The sequence below is a fragment of the Leptospira barantonii genome (assembly GCF_002811925.1).
GTDB classification, from domain to species: Bacteria; Spirochaetota; Leptospiria; order Leptospirales; family Leptospiraceae; genus Leptospira; species Leptospira barantonii.
Window position 1 is genome coordinate 332226 of record NZ_NPDS01000003.1, and the last position, 22913, is coordinate 355138.

The 22913-nt window shown below is 43.7% G+C and carries 22 protein-coding genes, 1 tRNA gene and 1 pseudogene; 12 read left to right on the plus strand and 12 right to left on the minus strand.

What is annotated here, in order from left to right; genetic code table 11:
- Positions 1-40: 40 nt before the first annotated feature.
- Both CH367_RS10030 and CH367_RS10035 read right to left on the minus strand, forming a co-directional pair.
- Positions 41-748: an ABC transporter permease gene (locus CH367_RS10030; RefSeq protein ID WP_341865106.1), complete on the minus strand. Its 708-nt coding sequence runs from the start codon at positions 746-748 to the stop codon at positions 41-43.
- Positions 749-857: 109 nt separating this feature from the next.
- A complete protein-coding gene (locus CH367_RS10035; protein WP_100762346.1) occupies positions 858-1772 on the minus strand; it encodes an ABC transporter ATP-binding protein in 915 nt (304 codons plus the stop codon).
- Positions 1773-1989: 217 nt separating this feature from the next.
- On the opposite strand from CH367_RS10035, the gene sixA reads away from it, so the two are divergent.
- Complete coding sequence (gene sixA / locus CH367_RS10045; protein ID WP_100762348.1) at positions 1990-2472, plus strand: phosphohistidine phosphatase SixA; 483 nt, start codon at positions 1990-1992, stop codon at positions 2470-2472.
- A gap of 65 nt (positions 2473-2537) precedes the next feature.
- A tRNA-Pro gene (locus CH367_RS10050) sits at positions 2538-2609 on the plus strand.
- Between the two features lie 19 nt (positions 2610-2628).
- On the opposite strand, the gene CH367_RS10055 is transcribed toward CH367_RS10050, so the two are convergent.
- Both CH367_RS10055 and CH367_RS10060 read right to left on the minus strand, forming a co-directional pair.
- Complete coding sequence (locus CH367_RS10055) at positions 2629-3408, minus strand: hypothetical protein (RefSeq protein ID WP_100762349.1); 780 nt, start codon at positions 3406-3408, stop codon at positions 2629-2631.
- Positions 3409-3413: 5 nt separating this feature from the next.
- Entirely contained in the window at positions 3414-3671 is a 258-nt protein-coding gene (locus CH367_RS10060) for an LIMLP_16025 family protein (protein ID WP_100762401.1), read from the minus strand.
- A gap of 136 nt (positions 3672-3807) precedes the next feature.
- On the opposite strand from CH367_RS10060, the gene CH367_RS10065 reads away from it, so the two are divergent.
- Positions 3808-4887, plus strand: coding sequence for an SMP-30/gluconolactonase/LRE family protein (locus CH367_RS10065; protein WP_100762350.1), 1080 nt, complete (start codon positions 3808-3810; stop codon positions 4885-4887).
- Positions 4888-4905: 18 nt separating this feature from the next.
- On the opposite strand, the gene CH367_RS10070 is transcribed toward CH367_RS10065, so the two are convergent.
- From CH367_RS10070 to CH367_RS10090, 5 genes are all read right to left on the minus strand, one after another.
- Positions 4906-5598 carry an SGNH/GDSL hydrolase family protein gene (locus tag CH367_RS10070; protein WP_244284540.1) on the minus strand — a complete coding sequence of 231 codons (693 nt, stop codon included), beginning with the start codon at positions 5596-5598 and terminating at the stop codon, positions 4906-4908.
- Complete coding sequence (locus CH367_RS10075; RefSeq protein WP_100762351.1) at positions 5595-7094, minus strand: ArnT family glycosyltransferase; 1500 nt, start codon at positions 7092-7094, stop codon at positions 5595-5597. Before CH367_RS10075 ends, CH367_RS10070 begins: the two co-directional genes overlap by 4 nt.
- A 34-nt stretch (positions 7095-7128) precedes the next feature.
- The gene (locus CH367_RS10080; protein ID WP_003005878.1) at positions 7129-7464 is read right to left on the minus strand and encodes an STAS domain-containing protein; all 336 of its coding nucleotides are present in this window, start codon (positions 7462-7464) and stop codon (positions 7129-7131) included.
- Between the two features lie 64 nt (positions 7465-7528).
- Positions 7529-8107 carry a tyrosine-type recombinase/integrase gene (locus tag CH367_RS10085; RefSeq protein ID WP_100762352.1) on the minus strand — a complete coding sequence of 193 codons (579 nt, stop codon included), beginning with the start codon at positions 8105-8107 and terminating at the stop codon, positions 7529-7531.
- Between the two features lie 255 nt (positions 8108-8362).
- A complete protein-coding gene (locus CH367_RS10090; RefSeq protein ID WP_100762403.1) occupies positions 8363-9055 on the minus strand; it encodes a hypothetical protein in 693 nt (230 codons plus the stop codon).
- 383 nt (positions 9056-9438) lie between these two features.
- On the opposite strand from CH367_RS10090, the gene CH367_RS10095 reads away from it, so the two are divergent.
- From CH367_RS10095 to CH367_RS10110, 4 genes and pseudogenes are all read left to right on the plus strand, one after another.
- Positions 9439-9723 carry an LIC10235 family protein gene (locus tag CH367_RS10095; RefSeq protein WP_100762353.1) on the plus strand — a complete coding sequence of 95 codons (285 nt, stop codon included), beginning with the start codon at positions 9439-9441 and terminating at the stop codon, positions 9721-9723.
- A gap of 61 nt (positions 9724-9784) precedes the next feature.
- A pseudogene (locus CH367_RS10100) lies at positions 9785-10343 on the plus strand (tetratricopeptide repeat protein).
- Positions 10344-10391: 48 nt separating this feature from the next.
- A complete protein-coding gene (locus tag CH367_RS10105; RefSeq protein WP_010572707.1) occupies positions 10392-11609 on the plus strand; it encodes a cyclic nucleotide-binding domain-containing protein in 1218 nt (405 codons plus the stop codon).
- A gap of 24 nt (positions 11610-11633) precedes the next feature.
- Positions 11634-12329 carry a DNA-3-methyladenine glycosylase family protein gene (locus CH367_RS10110; protein ID WP_100762355.1) on the plus strand — a complete coding sequence of 232 codons (696 nt, stop codon included), beginning with the start codon at positions 11634-11636 and terminating at the stop codon, positions 12327-12329.
- A 365-nt stretch (positions 12330-12694) separates the two neighbouring features.
- Here CH367_RS10110 and gmd read toward each other — a convergent pair whose 3' ends face one another.
- Both gmd and CH367_RS10120 read right to left on the minus strand, forming a co-directional pair.
- Positions 12695-13717: a GDP-mannose 4,6-dehydratase gene (gene gmd, locus CH367_RS10115; RefSeq protein ID WP_100762356.1), complete on the minus strand. Its 1023-nt coding sequence runs from the start codon at positions 13715-13717 to the stop codon at positions 12695-12697.
- A 115-nt stretch (positions 13718-13832) separates the two neighbouring features.
- Entirely contained in the window at positions 13833-15206 is a 1374-nt protein-coding gene (locus CH367_RS10120; RefSeq protein ID WP_100762357.1) for an MATE family efflux transporter, read from the minus strand.
- A gap of 108 nt (positions 15207-15314) precedes the next feature.
- Between CH367_RS10120 and CH367_RS10125 the strand changes: the two genes are divergently transcribed.
- Genes CH367_RS10125 through CH367_RS10140 form a run of 4 tightly spaced genes read left to right on the plus strand, consistent with a single transcriptional unit; the run spans position 15315 to position 19985 of the window.
- The gene (locus tag CH367_RS10125; RefSeq protein ID WP_100762358.1) at positions 15315-16616 is read left to right on the plus strand and encodes an amidohydrolase family protein; all 1302 of its coding nucleotides are present in this window, start codon (positions 15315-15317) and stop codon (positions 16614-16616) included.
- A 57-nt stretch (positions 16617-16673) separates the two neighbouring features.
- On the plus strand, positions 16674-17456 hold the full coding sequence (locus CH367_RS10130; RefSeq protein ID WP_100762359.1) for a hypothetical protein: 783 nt from the start codon (positions 16674-16676) through the stop codon (positions 17454-17456).
- Entirely contained in the window at positions 17456-19255 is a 1800-nt protein-coding gene (locus CH367_RS10135; RefSeq protein WP_100762360.1) for a TrkH family potassium uptake protein, read from the plus strand. Before CH367_RS10130 ends, CH367_RS10135 begins: the two co-directional genes overlap by 1 nt.
- A 10-nt stretch (positions 19256-19265) precedes the next feature.
- Positions 19266-19985 carry a potassium channel family protein gene (locus CH367_RS10140; RefSeq protein ID WP_100762361.1) on the plus strand — a complete coding sequence of 240 codons (720 nt, stop codon included), beginning with the start codon at positions 19266-19268 and terminating at the stop codon, positions 19983-19985.
- Here CH367_RS10140 and CH367_RS10145 read toward each other — a convergent pair.
- On the minus strand, positions 19970-20962 hold the full coding sequence (locus CH367_RS10145; RefSeq protein ID WP_244284541.1) for an aldo/keto reductase: 993 nt from the start codon (positions 20960-20962) through the stop codon (positions 19970-19972). The genes CH367_RS10140 and CH367_RS10145 overlap by 16 nt on opposite strands.
- Positions 20963-21193: 231 nt before the next feature.
- On the opposite strand from CH367_RS10145, the gene CH367_RS10150 reads away from it, so the two are divergent.
- Positions 21194-22789: an exonuclease gene (locus CH367_RS10150; protein ID WP_100762404.1), complete on the plus strand. Its 1596-nt coding sequence runs from the start codon at positions 21194-21196 to the stop codon at positions 22787-22789.
- Positions 22790-22913: the final 124 nt, after the last annotated feature.

Genomic DNA, 22913 nt, shown 5'->3' on the forward strand with positions numbered 1-22913 from the left:
ATTATGACTCTTTAAAGTTTTGTCAATCGGTACTTTATGTTTAGAGTTCTTTCCTGTCCAGAACAACTTTTACTAAGCCGAAACAGAGAACGACCCAGACTCCGATTTGGATCAGAGAATATTCTCCGTAATAATGGACCTGGGAAAGACTTTTTGCAAGAAGCGAACTCGAGAAAAAGAAGATCGTTCCTTCCTGAGGAAGAATCCAATAAACGACCTCGAGAATCTGTTTTTTCAGATCCGAGGTCTGTACCATACTCGCCGCCGCCGATTCGTAGATGAACAAGTCCAAGAACGTGGAAAACACAAGAAGCGCAAGTCCGCCGAAAAAGGCCGCGTTCTTACCGAAACTCAAAACAAGAACAAAGCCGAAAAGAATCAGAAAGTAAAAAACGAAAAACATAGTGAAGCAGGCTTTCAAAAGATCCCAGGAAAAATTCCCGCCGCCGATCTGCTGTTTTACGAGATACGTTCCGATTAAAAAAACGGCGTTCGCAAAGATGAGCAAAAGTACACCCAAGGACTTTCCGCCAATGTATGTCAGTGGAGAAACGGGTCTGGAAAGAATCGGAATGTACGTTTTGTTTTCCAGCTCCTCTCCCAAAAGAGAAACCGGAAGAAACAACGCGAGAACCGTATTCCAAAACGCGAAAAACAAAAACACGACGTAAATTTGAAAATCGGGATTCCCGGATTGATCCTGTCCTCCGATCTGAAGCTGACAGGTGAAATTTAAAAATAGAAACAAAGCGGATATTATAAAAATGAAATATACGATTCTTTTCCGAAGCGTTTCTCTCAGAGTCAAAAACGAAATCGAAAAAACCTTCGGAATCTGATCGCGGATCCAGGAAAAATTATTCATGGTTTCCTCCGGTGACTCTTAAGAAAACCTCTTCGAGAGATTCGGTGGTTCTTTCGTATTTCAATATGTTGGCTCCTAAGTTCACGAGTTCCGCGGGAATATTTCTGAGATCGATTCCGTTTGCGGGAAGAAACTCGATCTGATTTTCCACGATCTTTTGTTCGGAGGAAATTTTGCGGATATAAGAATCCAACTCGGAACTCATCGATTCCACTTTGACGAGAATTCGATTCTTCCCTTCTTTCAAGGATTCCAAAGGTCCGATCGCGGCGAGAATTCCCAAGTTGAGAATTCCGATTTCGTGACATACCTTTTCCACTTCCAAAAGTCTATGAGAATTTAGTAATACAGTTGTGCCCTTGGATTTGTTCTCTTCCACAAGGGTTTCTCTAAAATCGATGTAACCCTTCGGATCCAAACCGGAACCCGGTTCGTCCAAGATCAACAGTTCGGGATCTCCGATCAAAGCGGACGCGAGTCCGAGTCTTTGTAACATTCCTTTGGAATAACCGGAAACTTTTTTACCGGCCGCGTCGGCGATTCCGGTTTTTTCCAAAAGGCTCTTAGACTTTTCACGGATTGCCGAGGTCTTGATTCCGGCTAACTTTCCGCTGAAGGCTAAAAATTCTTCCCCGGTTAAAAATCCGGGAATGGAAACTTTTTCGGGAAGGTAACCGATTCTTTTCCGCAATTGAGAGGAAAACGGAAGTCCAAATAAACGGAAGTTACCTTCGGTTTGTTTGGAAAACCCCATAAGGATTCGAACCAAACTCGTTTTTCCGGCTCCGTTCGGGCCGAGAAGACCGAAAACAGAACCTTGGCGGACTCGGAAGGAAATGCCTTTGAGAGCATTTTGTTCCTTGTATTTTTTTTGAATCGAATCGATTTCAATTGCAAATTCGGACATGCACTTTTCCTTGGAATCAGAGCCTTTTCTTAAACCGCACGAAGGCGGAATCCATATCCTCCGTAAGGGATACGGAACTGCAAAGCGAAACTTATATCAAAGAAAACTAAGTTTCGTAAGATGCTATGACAACGTTGGACCTTTCTTGCAAACGAAGGTTCCACTTGAGAAGGATCAATGATTTTCGGGAATCATTCCCTGTCAATCCTCTGGAAACATGAAGATTATTATTGCTAGACATGGAGAAGCAGAAACGACTTCTCTGGACGGAACCGATCGTTCTAGGTTGCTCACCGCAAAGGGAGAAACCGACGTACGAAAGATGGCGAATTTTCTCAAGACCGGTTTCAAAATTTCAAAGATCTATCACAGTCCTTACGAAAGAACCAAACAAACCGCAAAAATTTATACGGACATTTTAAAACCCGAACAAGAAACGGAATCCTTGGATTATCTTGAAGCAGGACGGGACATGTCCAACGTTTGTCCGATGATCCGCGACTATTCCAACTCGGATACGATCTTGTTGGTCGGTCATAGTCCGGACGTTTCCATCTTTGCCGAAAAACTTTTGGGAATCGGCGGAGTCGGAAAAAGTTTTCTTTTTTCACCGGGTTCCGCGCTCGCCGTCAACGTTCCTCGAGAAAAATTTTTAGACGGTCAAATCATCTGGTTTATCTGTCCCGATTTTCTCTGCTAAGTCCTTTTCATTTTTCAGTTTACAGAAGAGCCTTTTCGTAAATTCTTACTGTAGTTAGTAAGAATCGGGGTGTAGCGCAGTGGTAGCGCACTTCTCTGGGGGGGAAGGGGTCGCTGGTTCGAATCCAGTCACTCCGAGATTCTTTCTAAATCGAAGTCATCGTTTGCAACGAGCGGTCTTATAAAAAGAATCGATCGCGCCTTCTCTCGAAGCGCCCTGCCCCGTTTGTAAAACCGTAATCACCGTATATTCCTTCGGAGAATTTCGAATCCAACGTTCCCAAAGATTTTGTTTCTTTTCCAAAAATCCCAAAAACCAAAACGCACCCGAAAAAGAACCGGTCTTTCCGTAGACGATCGAATTTTCGGAATCGCATTCGGACCAGAAGGCGGATTCTTTCCAGCGTAAAAAATCTTCTTCGTTGATTCCTTTGGATCGTCCTTCGTCCTTTAAAAATTCCACCATAAAGTTATGTTGACGTTCCGGAGTTCTTTGAACGGCTTTCGAGAAATATATATTCTTTTTATCTAAATAAGATTTTTTGAATTCTTTGGAAACGTATTCGATTCGAATCAGAAAGTTTTCGAATTCTTCGTATCGATTCGGCTCCTCTTCGAAAAACGAAAGAAAAAATGAATTCGAAGAATAAAACATTGCGTCTCTCAGATTCAAATCGCGGGGAGAATCCGGGATATGCGCTTCGAAACTTCTTTTTTGAAATCCGGGCCCAACTAAATTTTTTTCGATTAAGAATAAGGCGATCCAATATTTGAGAGTGGAAGCCGGTGTGAAACTTTCTTTGAGAAGATCCCCCTCCCCGGAAATCCGAGGAGAAGGGTCAGTGAAGTGTGAGAATAGTGTAATTTCCTTAGATTGAATCTCTCCGGCGGAAATTAAAATCCAGAGAGCAAGAAATAGGATTCTGCCGTTTAGCAAGAATCTTATTTCTTAATAAAATGATTTAGGATATTGTCCCGGATCTCTTCGAACCGAACCAATCCCCAAGCTAAGTTGACTTTCAGTTTGAGGGCGTTGTCGCTCATGTCCTTTTCGCCCTGGGCTTTCAGTTGATCGAATCGTTCTTCGATCTTTTCTTTGCCGTCGTTCAGATCATCCACGAGTTTATCAAAAATCTCGCGAGAAGTTTGAACGGCCCCGATTCCTGCATTGATTATGTCGTTTAATTTTTTGTTTTCCATACAGTAACCCCTCAATTTGCTTTCGAGGATCTCTATTGCTATTTTTGTGCAGTGCATAAAAATAGCAAACACTTTTTTGCTTTTTTTCCTTGCCCCGGTTTCCGATTTCCCGAAAGTTCGAAGACCGTACAAATATATGAAACAACCCAATTTGCCAAAACAAAACCCGAAATGTAGGAACTCCTTCAAATTCTATTTAGGAACCATTCTCCTTATCACCTTAAACATCACAAACTGCGGGGCCGAAATCAAGGCCGTCGGTCCATCCGGCGCGGCTTGCACCAAAATCGAAGGACTTCCCGGTCCCGAAGACCTGGCCATCGACTCGGAGGAAAAGATTCTTTATGTCTCAAGCCATGAAAGAAGAATCAAAGACCAGACCGGAAAGATCTTTGCGATCGATTTGAAAAATCCTTCCGCTACGCCCCAGGAAATTTCCGTGAAATATCCGCCGGACTTCCGACCACACGGAGTAAGCCTTCTCAAAACGAAGGACGTCTACAGACTCTACGTAATCTCTCACCCGAAAATCTACGAAGTCCACACGATCGAAATCTTCGAACGCAAAGGAAAAGATTGGTCTCATGTGGGAACTCTTACAGATCCGCTGATCACAAGCCCGAACGACCTATTCGTAGTTTCCGAAAACGAAATCTATCTTTCGAACGACCACGGAGCCGGAGGAGTCGTACGTTATCTTTGGGACGATTTGTTCAAATTCAAACGCGCTGAAATTTCCTACTACGACGGAAAGACTTGGTCGAACCTCGGGAACCCTCTCTCGTTCGGAAACGGAATCCTCTATACGAAAGATTCTCAGGGAAAGGAACTCTTATACAGATCCGGTTTTTCCGACAAAACCGTTTTCCAATTTCCGATCACAAGGGAACAAGGCAAACCCGTATTAGGCGAACCGAAATCGATTCTTCTCAGTTCCGGACCGGACAATCTTGAGTTGGATCCACAGGGTAGAATTTTCGTCGTCGGTCATCCTTCCGTATATAAATTCTTGAGACACTTACGAAACGCGGATTATCTCGCGCCTACTCAGGTGTATCGAATTTCTTCGGACGGAAGTTCTCAGGAAATTTTTGCGACGTCCGGAGATTTGATTTCGGCGGGAAGCACCGCGATTCCATACGATGGAAGATTGTATATCGCGCAGGTATTCAATCCGTTCATTCTCAATTGCGAATATAACAATTCTAGCAAATAGAAAACGGCTCGATTCTTTTTAACGAACGTAAAATTTTCGGATCGTATCCGCATAGACGGTTCCCATCAAATCGTATCCGACCGGATTCGGGTGAATCGGGTCCGTCGTCGGATACAAAGGAATCGTCTTTTCCGTTTCCAGAAATACGGTTTCCATATCGGCGGTCGGATAACGGGAACCTAAACTTCTCAAATACGGATTGATCTGAAAGATATTGGCTCTATAACCCGCCTGGATCGTCGGGGGGAGAATGGTGATTAGAATCGCAGAATTGGTATGAGATTGAATCGTTCCAAGAAGAGTTTCGTAGTGATTCGGAAATTGATCCGTGGGGTAACCGGAAACGTCGTTGGTTCCCAATTCTAAAATCAAAACATCCTGTTGTTCCGTAAAGGCAGTCCCGATCGCTTGGGTCCAACCGGGAACGTCCCTACCCGAAACGGAATAATCCGTTACCGTAAATCGGGAACCGAGTTTTTCTCGAAGACCGAAACCGTCCGATCTTTGGGAAAGAGAATCTCCGATGATTCCCACTTTTAAAAGAGGACCGACCAAGGGCAACAAGGCGGAAAGACCCTGTTGTTCGTGTTCTTTTCCCACGCAGTTATTCGCGAAGAAAAAGAATAAGAAAAATAGAATATTCTGAAATACGAAAACGAAACGAAAGCGAAAGTCCGAAGGCAAACGCGAACCTGAACGCAAGAATTTCATTTTTTCTTCCGAATATAAATTTCGGCCTGAGCGCGTACGAGTTTTCGAGTCGTCGACGGGGAAACGGAAACGTTTCGTTTGTAAAAAGAGGAAGAATTTTCGATTAGATAACGTTCCACCGCTTCGTTGCGTTTGGTTCCTTCGCTGAAAACGAAAGTGTCGATGGAATCCAACGTGGAAACGAACATTTCGTGAGGAACCGGCAATTCTCCCGGAATGAATTCCAAAATCTTTTGATTTGGATACGTTTCCCTAAGACGGAAATAGGGATCGGGAATCGCTTGAAGATAAACCTTTTTGGAATACTTCAATTCCGAGACAATCTCTTCCGAAAATTTCTTTCCAAGATCGAATTCGGGATTTAAAAAACCCACCTTTCGATAAGCCAAAAACAAAACGATCAAATTGCAGAACAAAAGCCCGGACGCGACGTAAATCACCCGTTTTCGATCGGATTCTTCCAAAAGAATTCCGCCTAACGCGGACAATGGGATCGTGAGATACATCACGTAATAAAATTCGGTGGATAAAAACAAAAAGAAAAGTGTTCCGAAAATCCAAATGAAAAGAAACAAAAACCTTTGAAACTTTTCTTTCAACAATCTTCGATTGATCCCGATTCCGGCCAAAAGAAAAATATAGAATAGAATTCTTACGCCCGGATTTTCATAACCTCCGATCAGAATTTTGATCTTGGTTAGAATCGAAAAAACGGAGAACAATTCTTTCTTTCTTCCGAACTGCAATCCGAACTGAAACAAAAACAGATCGAATCTCGGAAACAACCAAACGATCCAAACTCCGAGCGGAATCATTCCTCCGATCCAAAACAAAGGAGCGAGCAACGACTTTCTTTTCCACAAAAGAAACAATGCGGGAACTCCGAACACGGCTCCGAACGGATGCGAAAGAAAGGAAAGCCCGAGAAATATTCCCGAGACAAAGGATTCTATCTTACCGACGGGATCGGGGTTTTCGTCGAACGCACTTCGGATTAAAAAAAACAGACTCGCCAAAGCGAATAAAAGACAAACCGCTTCCATTCTCCCCATCGCACCTACTCGCAGATACAAAAGATCGGTAGAAAGAAGAAGACAGGAAAACAAATTGGAAAGAGGAGAGAATCCGATTCGATTTAGAATTCCATAAAATACCAATATACAAAATGCCGCGGTTGTAAGGGTGAACAACCGAAGCCCTACGATTCCGGGAAAAACGTATTTCATCCAGAAGCCGCCCGTAAAAAAATACAGAGGAGGCATCCATAACGTGGTTTCTTCCATACCGGGAATCAAACCTTCAAGAACCTGCGTTCTTAAGGTTCCATTCTCCGCAAAATCCTGAGCTGGTGAAAAGAATAGGACTTCGTCCGGCCAAACGGGCGGAAATTCAAGCCTTTGATTGAAAGGAACCCAGATGAAAAGGGAAATGATAAATCCCAAGAAGGCCCAGTGGACCGCTTGGATCGGGATTAGATTGAATATTTTCCGGGACATAGACCCGAGGGGAATCCGGGATGAATCCCGGATTTTAGGTAAGCGAATCGAGAGCGGAACTTTCTGTTTCGTAAACTTCAAACAGATCTAAAAGTTCAACCACATCGAATACTTTTTTTACGGGAGGAGTGATACAACAAAGTTTCAACTTTCTTCCCTGCTTTTCCAATTCTCTGACCATACCGACAAAGATACGAATCCCAGAGGATGAAATGTAAGAGATATTTTCCAGGTTGATTAAGATATCGCCCTGTCCGGACTGAACATCGTCTAGTAACTTCGCTTCGACTTCGTCTGAATGTCCGATATCCAGCCTACCATTGAGCGCAACCAGAGTGTGCTTACCGATCTTTTTCGTTTTAATTTCCAAAGATGGCTTCCTTTTAAAGAATTAGGACTAAATTAAGGTTTCAGAACGCGTTTACAACTCATTTTTAAGCTCCGATATCTATAATTTCTTCCCAAGAAAATATTTTTACCGGTTCGGGTTTCGATTTTTTCCCAATCAACTTATAGGTAGCGCGCCTTGTTTTAAATCCGAGATACTCGCCGATAAATCGGATTGAGTTTCCATTCGCGTCCATACGAACGGCTATCGTCTCTCTTATTTTCGGAATGTTCACTTCGATTCCTGTCTTTCGTTTTAATTTTTGAAGAAGTTTCTGAATCGTTTTCGGATGTAGCCTACCGTGCATTCCAGGAAATAAATATTCCTCGGGCATTCTCCCTTGAATCGCACCGTAAAAATCCTTCAACAGACAAAGTGGAACGTCCAGATAACGATCCTTTCTCCGCTGAAAACCACGGATTCTTAATATTCTTTCCTTTAGGTTTACGTCGATCACTCGTATTGAAACCAACTCTTCCTGTTTTAATCCGAATAGAAACAGAAATCGAATCCAAACGTAATGATTGGGGTTGTTTCTACATTCGTCGATCAACCGTTTGATTTCGAGATTGGTGAGAATTTTTTTATTTCCGGTTATCTCGGAATTCTTTTCATTTATGGTCATAAAAACCGTCCTTTTAAAATTCCGGTTCATTGACCATATCCGTAAAATAATGCGAACAAAAATCGGTTTTCGCGCGCCGTGATCCGTAAATTTTCGAAGATTAAAACATGTTTTAAGAATATTCAAAAAACATAAATTATTCTAAATCGGAATAATGCCGGGAGCGACTTCTATTACGAATTATAAATAAAAATTAGTCTATTTTAAGAATAGAAAACAATCGAATCCGAAAAACCGAAGTCCTTTTTCGACGTTTCAGTTCACTTCGACTCGACTCAATTCGTCCAGTTCGACCTTCCAAGATTGGACGATTTGAACCATCACGTCCAACACAGCGGGTTCGGGAGAATCGTATCCATCGGCCGCAAAAGAATCCACAGTCTCGAAACCTTTGATCTGTATCAGGGAATTCTTTTCCATTTTCGCCCGGAAAACCTCGAATTCTTCGACGGAATCCGTGGGAGAATTCTTCACATAATACGGTTTTACGATGCTCACTCTAAAACTTTCGATCGGGAGATTCTTCAGGGTCTGCAAAAGCCGAAAGGACAATAAAGCGACTTCGAGTTTCATTCTTTCCTTATATTCTTTCTGCCCGAGAAAGGTTAACGCGGAATTTCCGCCCACCGACAACGTTACTCGCACCGCATCCGTAGTGGTTCCGTCAGACGAAACACCGGGGGATATTTCAATTTCCTTCAGTCGATCCCCTAACAGTAAAAAGGAGGTCTGACGAATTTTCTCCTCAACGGGAATCCGGCGATCGGATAATATCTTTTCAACCTGCTCCTTTGCGGTCGGCTTACACCCCGTATACGGTAGTAAGATTGCGAAAAGAAGGATAGGGTAAAAGACCCTATATACAATATTTTGATTCTTAGGAATTTGTTTTTGATTTGAGAAGGTGTTCTGATCCGTTTCGTTTAAGTACAATCGTTCATTCTTCATGGAAAAAACCTCCTTTATTTCTTTTTGAAAGAGACTCTTTAATTTTAGGAGATCCATCGTTTTTTGCAAGCTTTTAGCCGTTTTTCGGCATTTTAGCGAAACGTGATTTTGCTCTTATCCTTACCTTAATGAATTTGATTCGCATTCGTTTCACGAACCGACCGTCGGTCGGCTTTGATGGATCGAAATTCTCTCACTTATTAAAGTGATAAAACGATTTAGCCTTATTTAAAATTAGGAAAGAAATTATTTCAAATGATTGGCCTTTAATCACTGTTTGGGGTAAAAAGATGTTCCATTTTTTTAGTCGCTTATATAAAAAATTATATAACGTTAACTTTTTTCTGTAATTTTAATTAGGTGATTTCGTCATAAATATCTGTATGAAACCAAAAAAAATTTCGAACGACGATCTTGAGTCCCTGGTAACAGGTGTTAAATCTCAATCCTTAGAAGCAGTGGGGAATTATCTATATAAAGGATTCAGAATACAGGTTAGTAAATATAATCTGTCCGGAGCTGAAAGAGTTCAACTTCTCTATCAAAGAAGAAGAAACAACGGCCTTTGTATCGTATGCGGAAATAAAGTCTCCAAAAAGAACCCTTCCTCGGGCAAACTTTATAGGCTTTGCGAACACCACCGCAAGACAATCGATAAGAAAAAGTAATCAACCTTTTCGGTAAACCTGCAGATAATCTTTAGAGGGGAACCGTTCTCCTCGGGAGTTTATCTTGCAGGCCCAAAGATTCTTCGTTTTTTTACTGATACCATTCTTAACTTGGATCTCCTTTTCCGGCTCCCTCAATTCGGAAGCGAGTCCCCTCCAAGAAACTCAGGCCGAAAATCTCCTTAGAATCGCGGAAGAAGCCTATAAGGATCGGAAATTCCATAAATCGATCGAAGAAATTAAAAGTTTCCTGATTCTTTACCCTTCGAGTAAATTCAAAACCAAGGCCTATCAGGTTCTAAAGAATAACTATTCGAGACTCGGTCGTCCGGAAAAAGTCCTCGAAATCAATCTGCACCAGTACGCTCAGGAACCGAATTCTTCCCAAGGTCTGAACGCTTTTTTCGAAGCGGGTAAACTCTATCTTGAAATCGGCGAGGAAAGTAAGGCGAGAGACGTCTTCAAATCGATCTGTTCCCAATCCTTTTCCCGAGAACTGGCCGAAAAAGCTTCCTTAGAGCTCTCCGAATGGGAGATTTTAAGCGGTTCAAAGACGGAAATGTCGGAATGCGGAGAAAAGTAGCGCTTTTTTTCGAGTTTCGATTCCCGGATTCCGATAATGAAAACAGTTGAACTCTGATTTTCAAAAAAAATACTAACACAACAGCATGTCCACAGGGATCTTCCAAATCGTTAATTTCCAGAAGGGCTCCTACATTATCGTAGAGGGCAAAAAGGATTCTCCTAGTTTCTTTATTATTCGAGAAGGGAAGGTCAAAATCGGCCGAGAAAACCCGGTTGTCGGTGAAGATCCGAATTCGGTTCAAGGTCCGGGAGACTTTTTCGGCGTCGTCGCCGCGATGAGTCAACACGCTCAGATCGAATCTGCAGTGGCGCTCACCGACGTTTCGGTGATCGAAGTGAGTTACGATCAATTCGGAACTCTCATCCAAAGAAATACTCCGGTAGCGATGAAAATCATTCGCTACTTCTCCATGAAACTCCGTCAGTTCGACCAGACGATCACTCGTCTTACCTTCCGCTCCGCTGTGGAAGAAGATCCGAACGAACTTTATAACATCGGAGAGAACTACTTCAATCAGAAGAATAGTCCACACGCGGCTTACGCGTTTCAAAAATATCTTCAGTATCTTCCGAACGGTCCGTTTGCGACTCAAGCCAAGCTGAAACTGCAAACGATGAACCAACCGATGCAGGCTCCTGCGATCGATCTCACGAAGTTCAATCGTATGTATGCGGACAACGAGATGATATTTTGCGAGCACGAACCGGGACGAGAACTTTATATCATTCAAAACGGCAAGGTAAAGATCACAAAGATCGTGGATAAGAACGAAGTGTTGCTCGCGGTTCTTCAGAACGGAGACATCTTCGGTGAGATGGCGCTTCTCGACAACAAACCGAGATCCGCTTCCGCGATCGCATGGGGAAACGTTCAACTTCTTGCGATCAACAAAGCAAACTTCGAAGGAATGGTGAAGGCTCAGCCTCAGCTCGCAACCCGTTTGATCACTCTTCTTTCGGAAAGGATTTGGACCGCTTACAAACAGCTCGCCAACTTGATGATCAACGATCCTCAGGGAAGAATCGCGGATACGTTATTGACTCTTGTTGAAAAGAATAGAATTAAAATCGCCCCTAAGGTTTCATATAACTTCGAAATCGGAACCAAAGACTTAATCAAAATGGTCGGTCTTTCTTATCCTAAGGACGAGAATTTGGTTTTGGATCTTTTGACCAAAAACAAATGGATCAAACTCGATCAGGGTAAACTGAGTTGTACGGATCTCGTGGAACTGGAAAAACTCGTTCATATCTATAGAAAAAAATCGCAGATGGAAAACAAACTCAAGAAAAGGGCATAACGCGTTACGCGCTCTTCGACCGAGATGCCCTCTTCTTCCGATTCCAAATCCGATTCTTCCAAAGTCTTATCGTCCTCCGTTTCCGCAAAATCTTCCGATCGGGAGAATCGTCTTAAAAAAGCGACCGACTGGCTTCGTAAAAAAGACCCGATCACAAAAAGACTGATCGACGGGGTCGGACCTTGTAAACTGCAAACGATCGGTTCTCCCTATCAGGTTTTGATCAAATCCGTTTTGGGTCAGCAACTTTCGACCAAGGTCGCTCTTACCTTTGAACGAAGATTGATCGCCCTGGCGGGAAGTAGAAAGATTCCTTCTCCCGAACAAATTCTCGAGATTCCGAATTCTAAGATGAGAGGAATCGGTGTTTCCCAGGCCAAAACCGAAACGATCAAACGCGTCGCAGAAGCGTATAACGATCGGGTGATTACGGATTCAAAACTTCGTAAATTAGAAGATTTGAATGTTCTGGAACTTCTTTGTTCTTTGAAGGGAGTCGGGCCTTGGACGGCGGAGATGGTTTTGATCTTTGCGTTGGATCGTTGGGATCATTTTTCGATCAACGATTTGATTCTTCGGAAGTCCGTCGAAAAACACTACGGGATTTCGAAGGACAACAAAAAAGAGATCGTTCACCTTTTGAAGAATTATTCTCCGTATCGTACGATTCTTTCCTGGTATCTTTGGGCCGATGTCGACGGCGGAGAAGGTTGGAATTGAAGCGCGACTTGTAGGAGTTCCTACAAAATCGCAAAGAAAAACGCACTTGCAGAATACCACGTTTTCTGATATAGGCAGACTCGTGCAATTTGCTCCCACAAGCCCACCACCACCTCCCTAACTCGGGTGGGGGCGATCCTCGTTTTACTATAAAATCGTCGGAGCTCCTACAAAATCCTCACCCACGATCCCCGCGATAGCGATTGCAACGGAAATCCCGAGCCTGGAAAAGAAAGAGCTTCTGGTTTTAGAATCGAGTCTGCGAGGGATTGCAGTGGAAAGCGTGGTCGCGAGCCTTTTTCAGGAAAAAGCCCGGCGAGCGAATCGCCCGCTCCGCGCTTTTGAATTCAAAAAATTGAATATTCTTAAAGTTTAATTCCGACCGCTTCGCAATCGGCTTTGGTCATGATCTTTACGAGTTCTTCGAACTTGACCTTCGGTTCCCAGCCTAACTTTTTCTTCGCCTTTGCGGGATCTCCGATTAATATGTCGACTTCGGTCGGACGGTAGAACTTAGGATTCACTTCCACGAGAAGTTGTCCGGTTTTTGCATCGAATCCCTTTTCGGAATCGCCCTTTCCGTCCCAACGAACTTGAACTCCCATAAACCCGAAAGATTTTTCAACGAACTCGCGCACCGTATGTGTTTCGTTGGTCGCCACTACGTAATCGTCCGCGTCGGGTTGTTGCAACATCATCCACATCATTTCCACGTAATCCGGCGCATAACCCCAGTCACGTTTTGCATCCATGTTTCCGAGTTGGATCGGCGCGCCTTTTTTTGCGAGAAGATTGGCTACGCCTATGGTAATCTTTCTGGTTACGAATCCTTCCCCGCGTCGAGGAGATTCGTGATTGAATAGAATTCCGTTGGAAGCGTGAATTCCAAACGCTTCTCTATAATTTACGACCGCCCAATACGCGTATAACTTCGCAACCGCATAAGGTGATCTCGGATAAAACGGGGTCGTTTCCGTTTGAGGAATCGCCTGTACTTTTCCGTAAAGTTCGGATGTGGAAGCCTGATAAAAACGGCTTTTCACTCCGATCTGTTTGATTGCGTCTAAGATTCTCAACGTTCCAACCGCGTCGGCTTCTGCGGTGTATTCGGGAACTTCAAAGGAAACTCCCACGTGAGATTGCGCCGCGAGATTGTAGATTTCGTCCGGATTTACTTTTTCAAGAATTCGATTTAAGTTACTGGAGTCCGTTAGATCCCCGTAATGAAGTACGAGGTTTGAGTTCCCACGAAGATGTTCGATTCTCGCCCGATTGAACATGCTGGATCTTCTAACGATCCCATGGACTTGGTATCCCTTATCGAGTAAGAATTCAGTTAGATAGGATCCATCTTGTCCGGTGATCCCGGTTATGAGCGCTTTTTTCATCTTCAGACCAGGAAAACCCAAAAACCGGATCTGGCAAGAAAGTTTAGAGGCGGATTCTCCCGTTTACGCGCGCCGGATGGCTTCCAACGCGCGAGTCGACGCTCAATTTTCAAGGCTAAACCGCGTTGTGAACCCAGTCCTTTTTTCGAAATCGAATGAAAAACACGGTCGCGAGCACGACCACCCAGGCCACGATCCCGGACCACAATCCGGTGGAACCCATTTTCAAATAAATTCCCATAAAATAAGCCGAAGGTAAAAACACAAGATACGAAGCCGCGGTATAAGCGCGGAACACAAAATCCTGAAGACCCGCGCCTCGAAGAGCACAAGCGATCACCATATGATACGCGTCTATGATCTGAATCACTCCTAAGATGACCAAGGGAGAATAGGCTTCCTCGATCAGATCGGAATCGGTCGTATAAAAGGACAACATCTCTTTCCCCAAAAAGATGAACACTAGTCCCATACTTCCCATCACACAAGCGGCAAAGAATGCGGATCGAAACGCGCCGTGATACGCAAGTTTCGGCTTACCCGCTCCCAACGCTTGTCCTAAAATCGTGGTCGCCGCGATTCCAAACGCGTAACCCGGTAAAAAGGAAAGACTCAACGTGCTGAACAACATATTCGTAACCGCGACCGCCGTAGTTCCGACCACGGTTGCGAATTCGATAAAGATCATAAAGGAAATGTTATTGAGAAGTTCCGCAAGCGCGGGAGTTGTACTCGCCTTTAAAATTTCTCGAAAATGTTCCCAACTAAAACCCCAAGAGATATGTTTAAAATATTTTCCCAAGTTTTTGGAATAGAAGTAAAAAGGAAACGCAAACAAACCCGCGGCGCCCGCCAAAGAAGACGCGATCGCGGCTCCGGTAACTCCCATCGCTTCGAAACCGAGATTCCCATAAATCAAAACCCAGTTTAAGAATATATTCGCAAAACATGTTATGATCATGGACGCAAGACCCGCGGTCGTGATTCCAAGTCCGTCCGTAAACGCTCTTGAGGTAAAAAGCAAAAAGAAGAATACGGTTCCGAGAAAACGATAAAACAAATAACTGCTGGAAAGATCCCGAACAAGGTCGTCCTTGTTGAGAAGATTCATCAGCCAATCGCTGATCGCCGCTCCGCCGAAAGACAAAATACTACCGAATACGATCACGAAATACAACGTGGTGATCGCGATCTTTCCGATTTCGGAATCGTTCTTTTCTCCGAATCTTCTTGCGATGATCACCTGAATCCCCATAGAAAATCCCATCAAAAACGCGAGTACGGTGAAGTGCGCAATTCCTCCGATTCCGATCGCGGCGATGGAAATTTTACCGAGCCTTCCGACCATCATCGTGTCCGTAACCCAAACCACGGTTTGGCTGAGCATTCCGAATACGACCGGCACCGCGAGTTTTAAGATTTTTGAATTCAAAAGACTCGGACGAATGTTTCTATAAAAAGTATGAGCTAAATGATGTAGAGTTCTCACGGTTCTTCCAAGATTTTAAAAAGAAGTAATAAAACTATTCCTTTTCGAAAAAAACTTTCTTCCACGTTAGCGTTTCTTATTTTCTGTAAGTGAACTCGGTCAAGAACTATGAAACTCTACGCGGATCTTCACAATCACCTATACGGATCGATCACCTCCGAATTTCTCTACGAGATGGGCAAATCAAACCCTTCTCCGCGCTGGGAGATTTTTACAAACTCGTATCAACAGTGTTTCGGTAAAAAAATTTCCACGGAAACTTTTTTCGAGGACTACAAGAACCCGGCCGAGTTTAAAAAACTCTATCAATTCAATCACAGAGGACCGTTTCCGGAATTCCAAGCGAAGTTCAATCTAATCATCGCCTTATCCAGATTCAATCCCGAAGAAATCGCGTTAGTCGCCACACGGATCGTAGAGGATCAATTCTCGCAAGGAGTTTCCTACGGAGAATATAGATTGATGTATTCTCCTTTGGAGAGCGATCAGGGAGTTTATGATAAAACCCTCGCCGCCTGCGAAGGTCTCGCGCGCGCAGAAGAAAACACGAACGGTAAAACGATCGGAAGACTCGCGATCTCCTTACACAGAGAAGGGGATGTGGTCCGCGAATATTCTCTCCTGAAAGGATTTATGGAAAAAAATCCTCTGATCCGCAAATACTTAACTGGATTAGATTTTTGTTATATAGAAGAAGGTTTCCCCCCCAAGGACAAAAAAGAATTTTTCGAACTGGTGAACAAGGACAACAAAGCCGAACCGGAAACCGCGCTTGCGATTCTGTATCACGTGGGAGAAAGTTTTCAGGATAAATCCATTCTTTCCGCGTGTCGTTGGGTTTTGGAATCCGCGGAATGGGGCGCACATCGTCTCGGTCACGCAATTTCTCTCGGGCTTCATCCTTCGGAAAAAATAAACGGAACCATTCTCGAATCGAAATCCGAAAGAATCGATCAACTTCGATTGTATTACGATCGAAGGGAAGAATTGAATTCTTACTTCGAGGTTCCTTCTTTGGAAAGAATCGGAAACGAAATCGATTCTTTGAAACATAAGGAAAACGTAACATTGGAAACCGGCCCGGCGTTCTTGGAAGAATGTATCGGCTTTCAGAATTATTGTATGTCCAAGATCAAAGAAACATCCGCGATCATCGAATCCTGTCCGAGTTCGAACGAATACATAGGAATGGTGTTCAATCCGGAATCACATCCCATTCTTCGTTTTGCAAAAAACAAAATGAAATTCACGATCTCCACGGACGATCCCGGAATTTTCGGAACCACGATCGAAGAAGAATATTCAAAGGCTTCCAAGATCGGTCTCGACGCGGAAACCTTGGAAGTTGTGAGACAGAATTCTTTTTTATACACTTCGGAAATTCTAAGCGGACGAAAATCGGCTCCTTAATTTCGCACTAAAAATCCTTGCCTCGCCCCGCGCGGGGAAGATTGTAGAAGAAAGGCCATGTTCAGTTTCACCTCTTGGTTCCGTCCGATCACAGTTCTGTTGATTCTTTCCTTTGTGAATCCGAACTCGTGGCTCGCACAAAGTCAAACGGACTTTGCGGACCCTTATGATTTCAATTTGAGAAACTATAAGGATTCTCCAACTCGAGACGGTTATCAAGAATACGCGATTCCCCCCACTTTTAAAAAACCGGTTTTGGTTTCTCCGAAGAACGCTCAGGTTCCTTTTGAAAGTCCGTTTCCCGCAACCGGCGGTTTGAGAAGAACCACAAATCCGAACGCGGAAAGAGGACAGGAGAATCTGATCAATCCTCTTACGGGCGATATCAACGTCGAAGCGATTCTACAAAGACAAGCACAACAAGCCGATCGAAAGAAAAGACAGAATCAAGTTCATGAAGAGGAAAAATATACCGAAACTACCTTTCGTCGTTTTTCGATCATCTTCTTCATGACTCTTCCGATCACTTTAGGTTTGGGATACGCGCTCGCTTCCGCGGCGAAGGTCAACGGCGTTCATAAGTTTCAAAAAACGTTCGGCGGTTCGATTTTTATTTTTACGTTCGGATCGACTCTCGCATTCGCAAACGCTTGGCACGATATGAAAGAATACGAATCTATGAAACGCGAGAATCAACCGGAATCTCCCCCGGTGGAACCTACGTCCGCGGATTCTTTAGGTTTTGGAAACTCGACACCGATTCCGATTTCCGGTTCGTCCTCGGTCGTTCCCGGAAGAGAATACAAATTAGAGATTTCACTTTTTAACGTCAGATTCTGATGACTTCCTTAAAGGAAAGTATATTCAGATTCTTGAATGCACGAGGCAAGGCTTCCCTTTTTTATCAATCCCATATTCATTCTTATTTAAGAATCTACTATTCTCTTTGCGGATTCGTTTCTCTTTGCCTTTTGATTTTAATCTACGGATTTTATTATCCTCATGTTTGGACGCATTGGATTCGACTTCTTGTAAACGTCATCGTAGTTTCCCTCGTGATCTACGAGGCCTTGTCCTTTCTTTTTGTAACCGGAAATCTGATCGATTATCTCAAAACACATATCACGGAAGCGGTTGTTGTGTTTCTTCTTGTGTTTCAAGAAATCATCAGCCAGGAAATTTATGAACTTCTTACCTTAAACTCCTTGAGCGGTGAGGACGCGAGTTTGGCGTTTCTTTCTTTCAGTCAGATCTTTTTATTGTTCAGCAACTTTTCCCGTTTGATTCGAAAAACGGATCTTCTCAATTACAGACAGATCAGTCCTTCACTTGTCATCACGGGAAGTTTCGGAATTTTGATTCTTCTAGGAACGCTTGCCTTGTCCGCACCGAGGGCACAGGTCGTTTCGATTCCGACGATCGACGTTTTTTTCACGGTGGTCAGCGCGGTTTGTGTCACCGGTTTGAGCACGATCAACGTAGCGACCCAACTCACGGGAACCGGACAAACGATTCTTATGGTTTTGATCCAGATCGGCGGTTTGGGGTTGATGACACTTACGGTTTTTTTCGCGATTTTTTTGGCGGGTCAGGTCAGCGTTACGAACAAACTTCTCATCAAGGATCTTTTCAGTCAGGAAAGCGTGGGAAGGGCTTCCTTCGTTTTAAAACAAGTCGCACTTCAGACTTTTCTAATAGAAGCGTTAGGCGCCTTGTTGATCTTTTTATGTTATCCCGATTCGAACGAAACCGATTTGAAAAATCGAATCTTCTATTCTCTTTTTCATTCCGTGAGTTCGTTTTGCAACGCGGGTTTTTCCACGTTCCCGCAAGGATTTGAAACGAATTGGATGTTAAGTCAGAGAGGATTTTTGTCCGTGGTGATGGTCTTGATCGTATTAGGCGGACTCGGATTTCCGACGGTGCATCATCTGATTCACTGGACGTTTCGCGTAGGGGATATTCCGAAAAGAATGGAACTCGGAGCCAAATTGATTCTGATCGTGTCCTTCGGATTGATCCTTCTCGGAACGATTTCGTATTACGTGTTGGAATCCAAAAACACTTTGGTCGGACTCGAGACCGGAGACGGAATTTTTCATTCTCTTTTTTATTCCGTCAGTACGAGGACCGCGGGTTTTAATACATTAAGTATTTCTAAAATGGGAATTCCCATGGTATTCGTTTCGTTGTTTTTGATGTGGGTGGGAGCTTCTCCGAATTCCACCGGAGGCGGGATCAAAACTACGACGCTCGCGGTTTCCATTCTCCATTTATTCAATCATATACGAGGCAAAGAGGATTTGGAAATGTTCGGAAGAAGAATCTCGTCGGGTTCCGTTTCCAGAGCGTCCGCGGGAATTTTGGTTTCCTTGTTTCTGATCTTTTTCGGAATTTTCTTTTTGACCTGCACCGAAAACGCGGCTTTCATCGATCTTTGTTACGAGGTTGTTTCCGCTTTCGGAACCGCGGGACTTTCCAGAGGAATCACTTCCTCTTTGACTTCACCCGGAAAAATTTTGATCTGCTTTACTATGTTTTGCGGTCGTGTGGGAATGTTGACCATCCTCATTGCTTTCGTTCCTAAAGAAAAAAAATCCGGTCTTTCATATCCGGAAGAATCGATTATCGTCGGATAGGAGGCGCGTCGTGGCGACCAAAAGAAAAAATAAATCTCATAAGAAAAGAATCGCGGTCATCGGCTTGGGAGAATTCGGAAAGGCACTCGTGATTTATCTCAACGAAAACGGACACGAGGTCACAGCCATCGACAAGGACATCAAAGTCATCGAAGAGATCAAGGATCACTGTGCCTTAGCTGTTTGCGTGGACACGAGCAACAAATCCTCTTTGGAAGAATTGGATCTGGAAGACATGGACGAGATCGTCGTCGCGCTCGCGGAAAATTTCGAATCCTTGATCACGACGGCGTATCACTTAAAGGAAATGAATCTGGAATCGCTTCACGTTCGTTATCATTCCGAGGTGAATCGAAAAATTCTTCAGATGATCGGAATCGAAAAACTGTTCAACCCCGAGGAAAGAGCGGCCGCTTCTATGGCAGAACAACTCAGTTATCAGGGAGTTCGAAAGGCCACTTTGTTAAGCGAAGAATACAGTCTTTTCGAAGTGGAGATCTCTTCTCATCTTTACGGAAGAACATTAAAAGAATTGAATCTACGAGAGAAATTCCAACTCAATCTCGTCGCCGTAAGAAAAGCGGATTCAAACGGAAACGATTCGGAAGTTCGGGAAGGTTCCATCTTTCTCCCGGATTCCAAAACGGTTTTCCAAGAGAAAGAGATCCTGATCCTTTTCGGAAGTTCCGAAAGTATTAAAAAATTTACAAAGGCTTATCCCATAGGATAAGGAATCTCTTTAGAGACCTCGTCTATCTTTTTCAAAACGTCGTCGGGAAGAATCACGTTCGCCGCCTTTAAACTCTCCTCTAACTGTTCCACCGTATTCGCGCCAATGATCGTGGACGCAACATACTCGTGTTGTTTGGACCAAGCGACCGCAAGAACCGTAGGAGACATTCCCGCTTCTTGAGCGATCTTTTCGAGCTTCGCCGTGGAGGCTAACGTGCCTTCGTTTAAAAAACGATGCGCCATCTTTCTTTGTCTTTCCGGAGAACTCGCGCTTAGATAACGACTGAATCTCGCGTTTTGCGGAGGATTCGGAGAATTGTATTTTGCGGTAAGAACCCCTCCCGCCAAAGGAGAATACGGAAGAAGACTCACACCTTCTCTCTTGCAGATGTCGGCTAATGCGTCTTCGAATCTTCTGTTTAATATGCTGAAATTATTTTGAATCGATTCGTAACGGGAGAATCCGAAACGTTCGGAAACCGCGAGGCTTTTCATCATTCCCCATGGAGTTTCGTTGCTGTTGCCGATATAACGGACCTTTCCTTCGTAAACCAACTCAGTGAGAACCTCGAGAGTTTCCTCGTAACCGAAATCGTTATCGGGCCAATGAGTTTGATACAGATCCACATAATCCGTTCCGAGTCTGTAAAGACTTCCTTCGATCGCAACGCGGATATTTCTCCGATCCAGCGCGGTCTTTCCTTCTCGAACCGGAGGAACAAACCAACCGTGACCAGGACCGCAGACCTTCGTCGCGATTAAAATCGAATCCCTTTTTTTAGTCTTCAACCACTTGCCGAAAATCTTTTCCGTTTCATGCACGTAACTCGCATCGGGCGGAACCGGATAAATTTCGGCCATATCGTAAAAGTCGATTCCCGCTTCATAAGCCCTGTCTAAAATGCGAAACGCTTCCGCTTCGTCGCATGTGGAACCGAAAGTCATCGTTCCCATACAGATTTCGGAAACGACCATTCCGGATTTGCCCAGCCTTCTTTTTTTCAAGGATTCTCCCCCAAGTATACATTGCCAAATATGGCATTTTATTAAGCGAACGCAACCTTAAACGATTTCGATTCAAATACGGAACCGTCGATTTTAGACCCGTATATTAATTCCTTGGAATATTTTTTTTGCTATTTTCGATTTCTATGTATTATAAAATCGTTAAACCTTCCTTTTAAATTCGTTGCAAGAGGTGCGCTTTTGGATACGGATTCGCTTTACGATCATGAGAAATACCAAGACCTCATGCCTTCGTATTTATATCTCAAGAACGAATCCGACGCAACCGATCAGGAAGCGATCTTCCTCAGTCCGAAAGAAATAGAAATTCTTTATCAGATCCGAAATCACACGACCTTGGAAGGATTCTTCTCGGGTAAAATTCTGAAGGTGTGGAAGGACGAAGGTTCCAAACCCATCTACGTAAACACGTTGAAAAAACTTTCGGACGAAAATCTGATCTTCGTTTTTCCCGAGTTTAAGTTTCTCCCGGAAACAAGCCAACTTACGGTTTGTCTTTGTCTCGTATCCGAAAAGGAATTCAAAAAATCGAACCGCGAAAATCTTAAGGAAATTTATCTCAACAGTCTGAGCAAGTCCGCGTTTGCGATTCAGAACTACATTCTCGGTTGCGAACCCTTTCAGATCAGCGAACTCGTATCCATATTCGAATATCTGATCGCCGGAACGGCCTCGGGAAATTTCGTAAAAGAATCCTTCAGCATCAAAAAATGGATTCATTCGTTCACCTTCGAGGAGCTTCTAAAAGAAGAAACGGTCGCCGACTCGATCCGTTTTATTCTAGATAACATTCAAGAAGGTGAATACATTGCGGTTACGGAAACGACCGGATTGTTTCATGTGGCGGACGAACTTTCCGGCAAGGCTTTCGAAATTCTGAGAGGTTATTATCTCAATCAATTCTCCAAAAGACTCAAAGACAGATTTCCCGAGGCATGGAAACACGTTTCGGAATACAGACGGGAAATCGTAATCGACGCAAATCATGTCGGACCGATTTCGGGAATCGAGGAAAAATTCGTACAGGACGAATTGAAGATCATCGGAGAATCTCTGGAGGACTTAGTCCCTCGATCGTTTAAGGATTTTCTAATACTCGCCAATTATATTTCCAAAAAACACGAACAGGAAAGAAACATCCGCGCCTCTGCGGAAGAACTCAAATCGATTAAGATGCTCAAGACGATGATGTCCATGAAGAATCAGACCCTTTCGCAGTTCGTCACGATCAATCTCGACGAGGATCGGGAGTTTTCGTATTCCATCGTGGACAATCTCAAAAGAGATCCGGATTGTATTTCCTGTGATTGGTATGAAAAGGGAAAAAAGATCGCTTGTCTTTGCCACAAAAAGGACGATACGATTCTTTCCTTGATCCGATTGATGACCGAAAAATATTCCTTCAAAACGGATCTCATTAAGAATTTCTTATATCTTTTGAAAAAGGAAAAAAGCGTTCTCGGACATTTGTATTCGAATCCGGATTTCAAACCGGCTTTGCTTCGTTTGAAGTATTCCTGTTATAAGGAGAATCTTTCCTGGTTCTCAAAGGTATTAAATTTCTTAGGTGTTTACGGCCTGCTCGAAAGTTCTTTGGAACACGAGGAATCGATCACACAATTCGAACAACTCAGTAGGGAAATCGCATATAAGGAAAATCGAAAGAAACAATTGGAAAAGATCAGAGCGGAATGGTTGAGTGAAACCTTGGTCGATTCCGAAACTGCGGTGACGGAAGTAGAGCACGATCCGAAATCCAAACCGAGATCGCGTTAGACAAAATAAGATTCAAAATCAAATTCACGTTAGACGAAACGTAAATTCTCTTAATTTTAAAGCGATACGAACGGACTCCGATTCAAGTCGATTCTTTTCAATCTCCTCCACCGCCGTCCCCGCC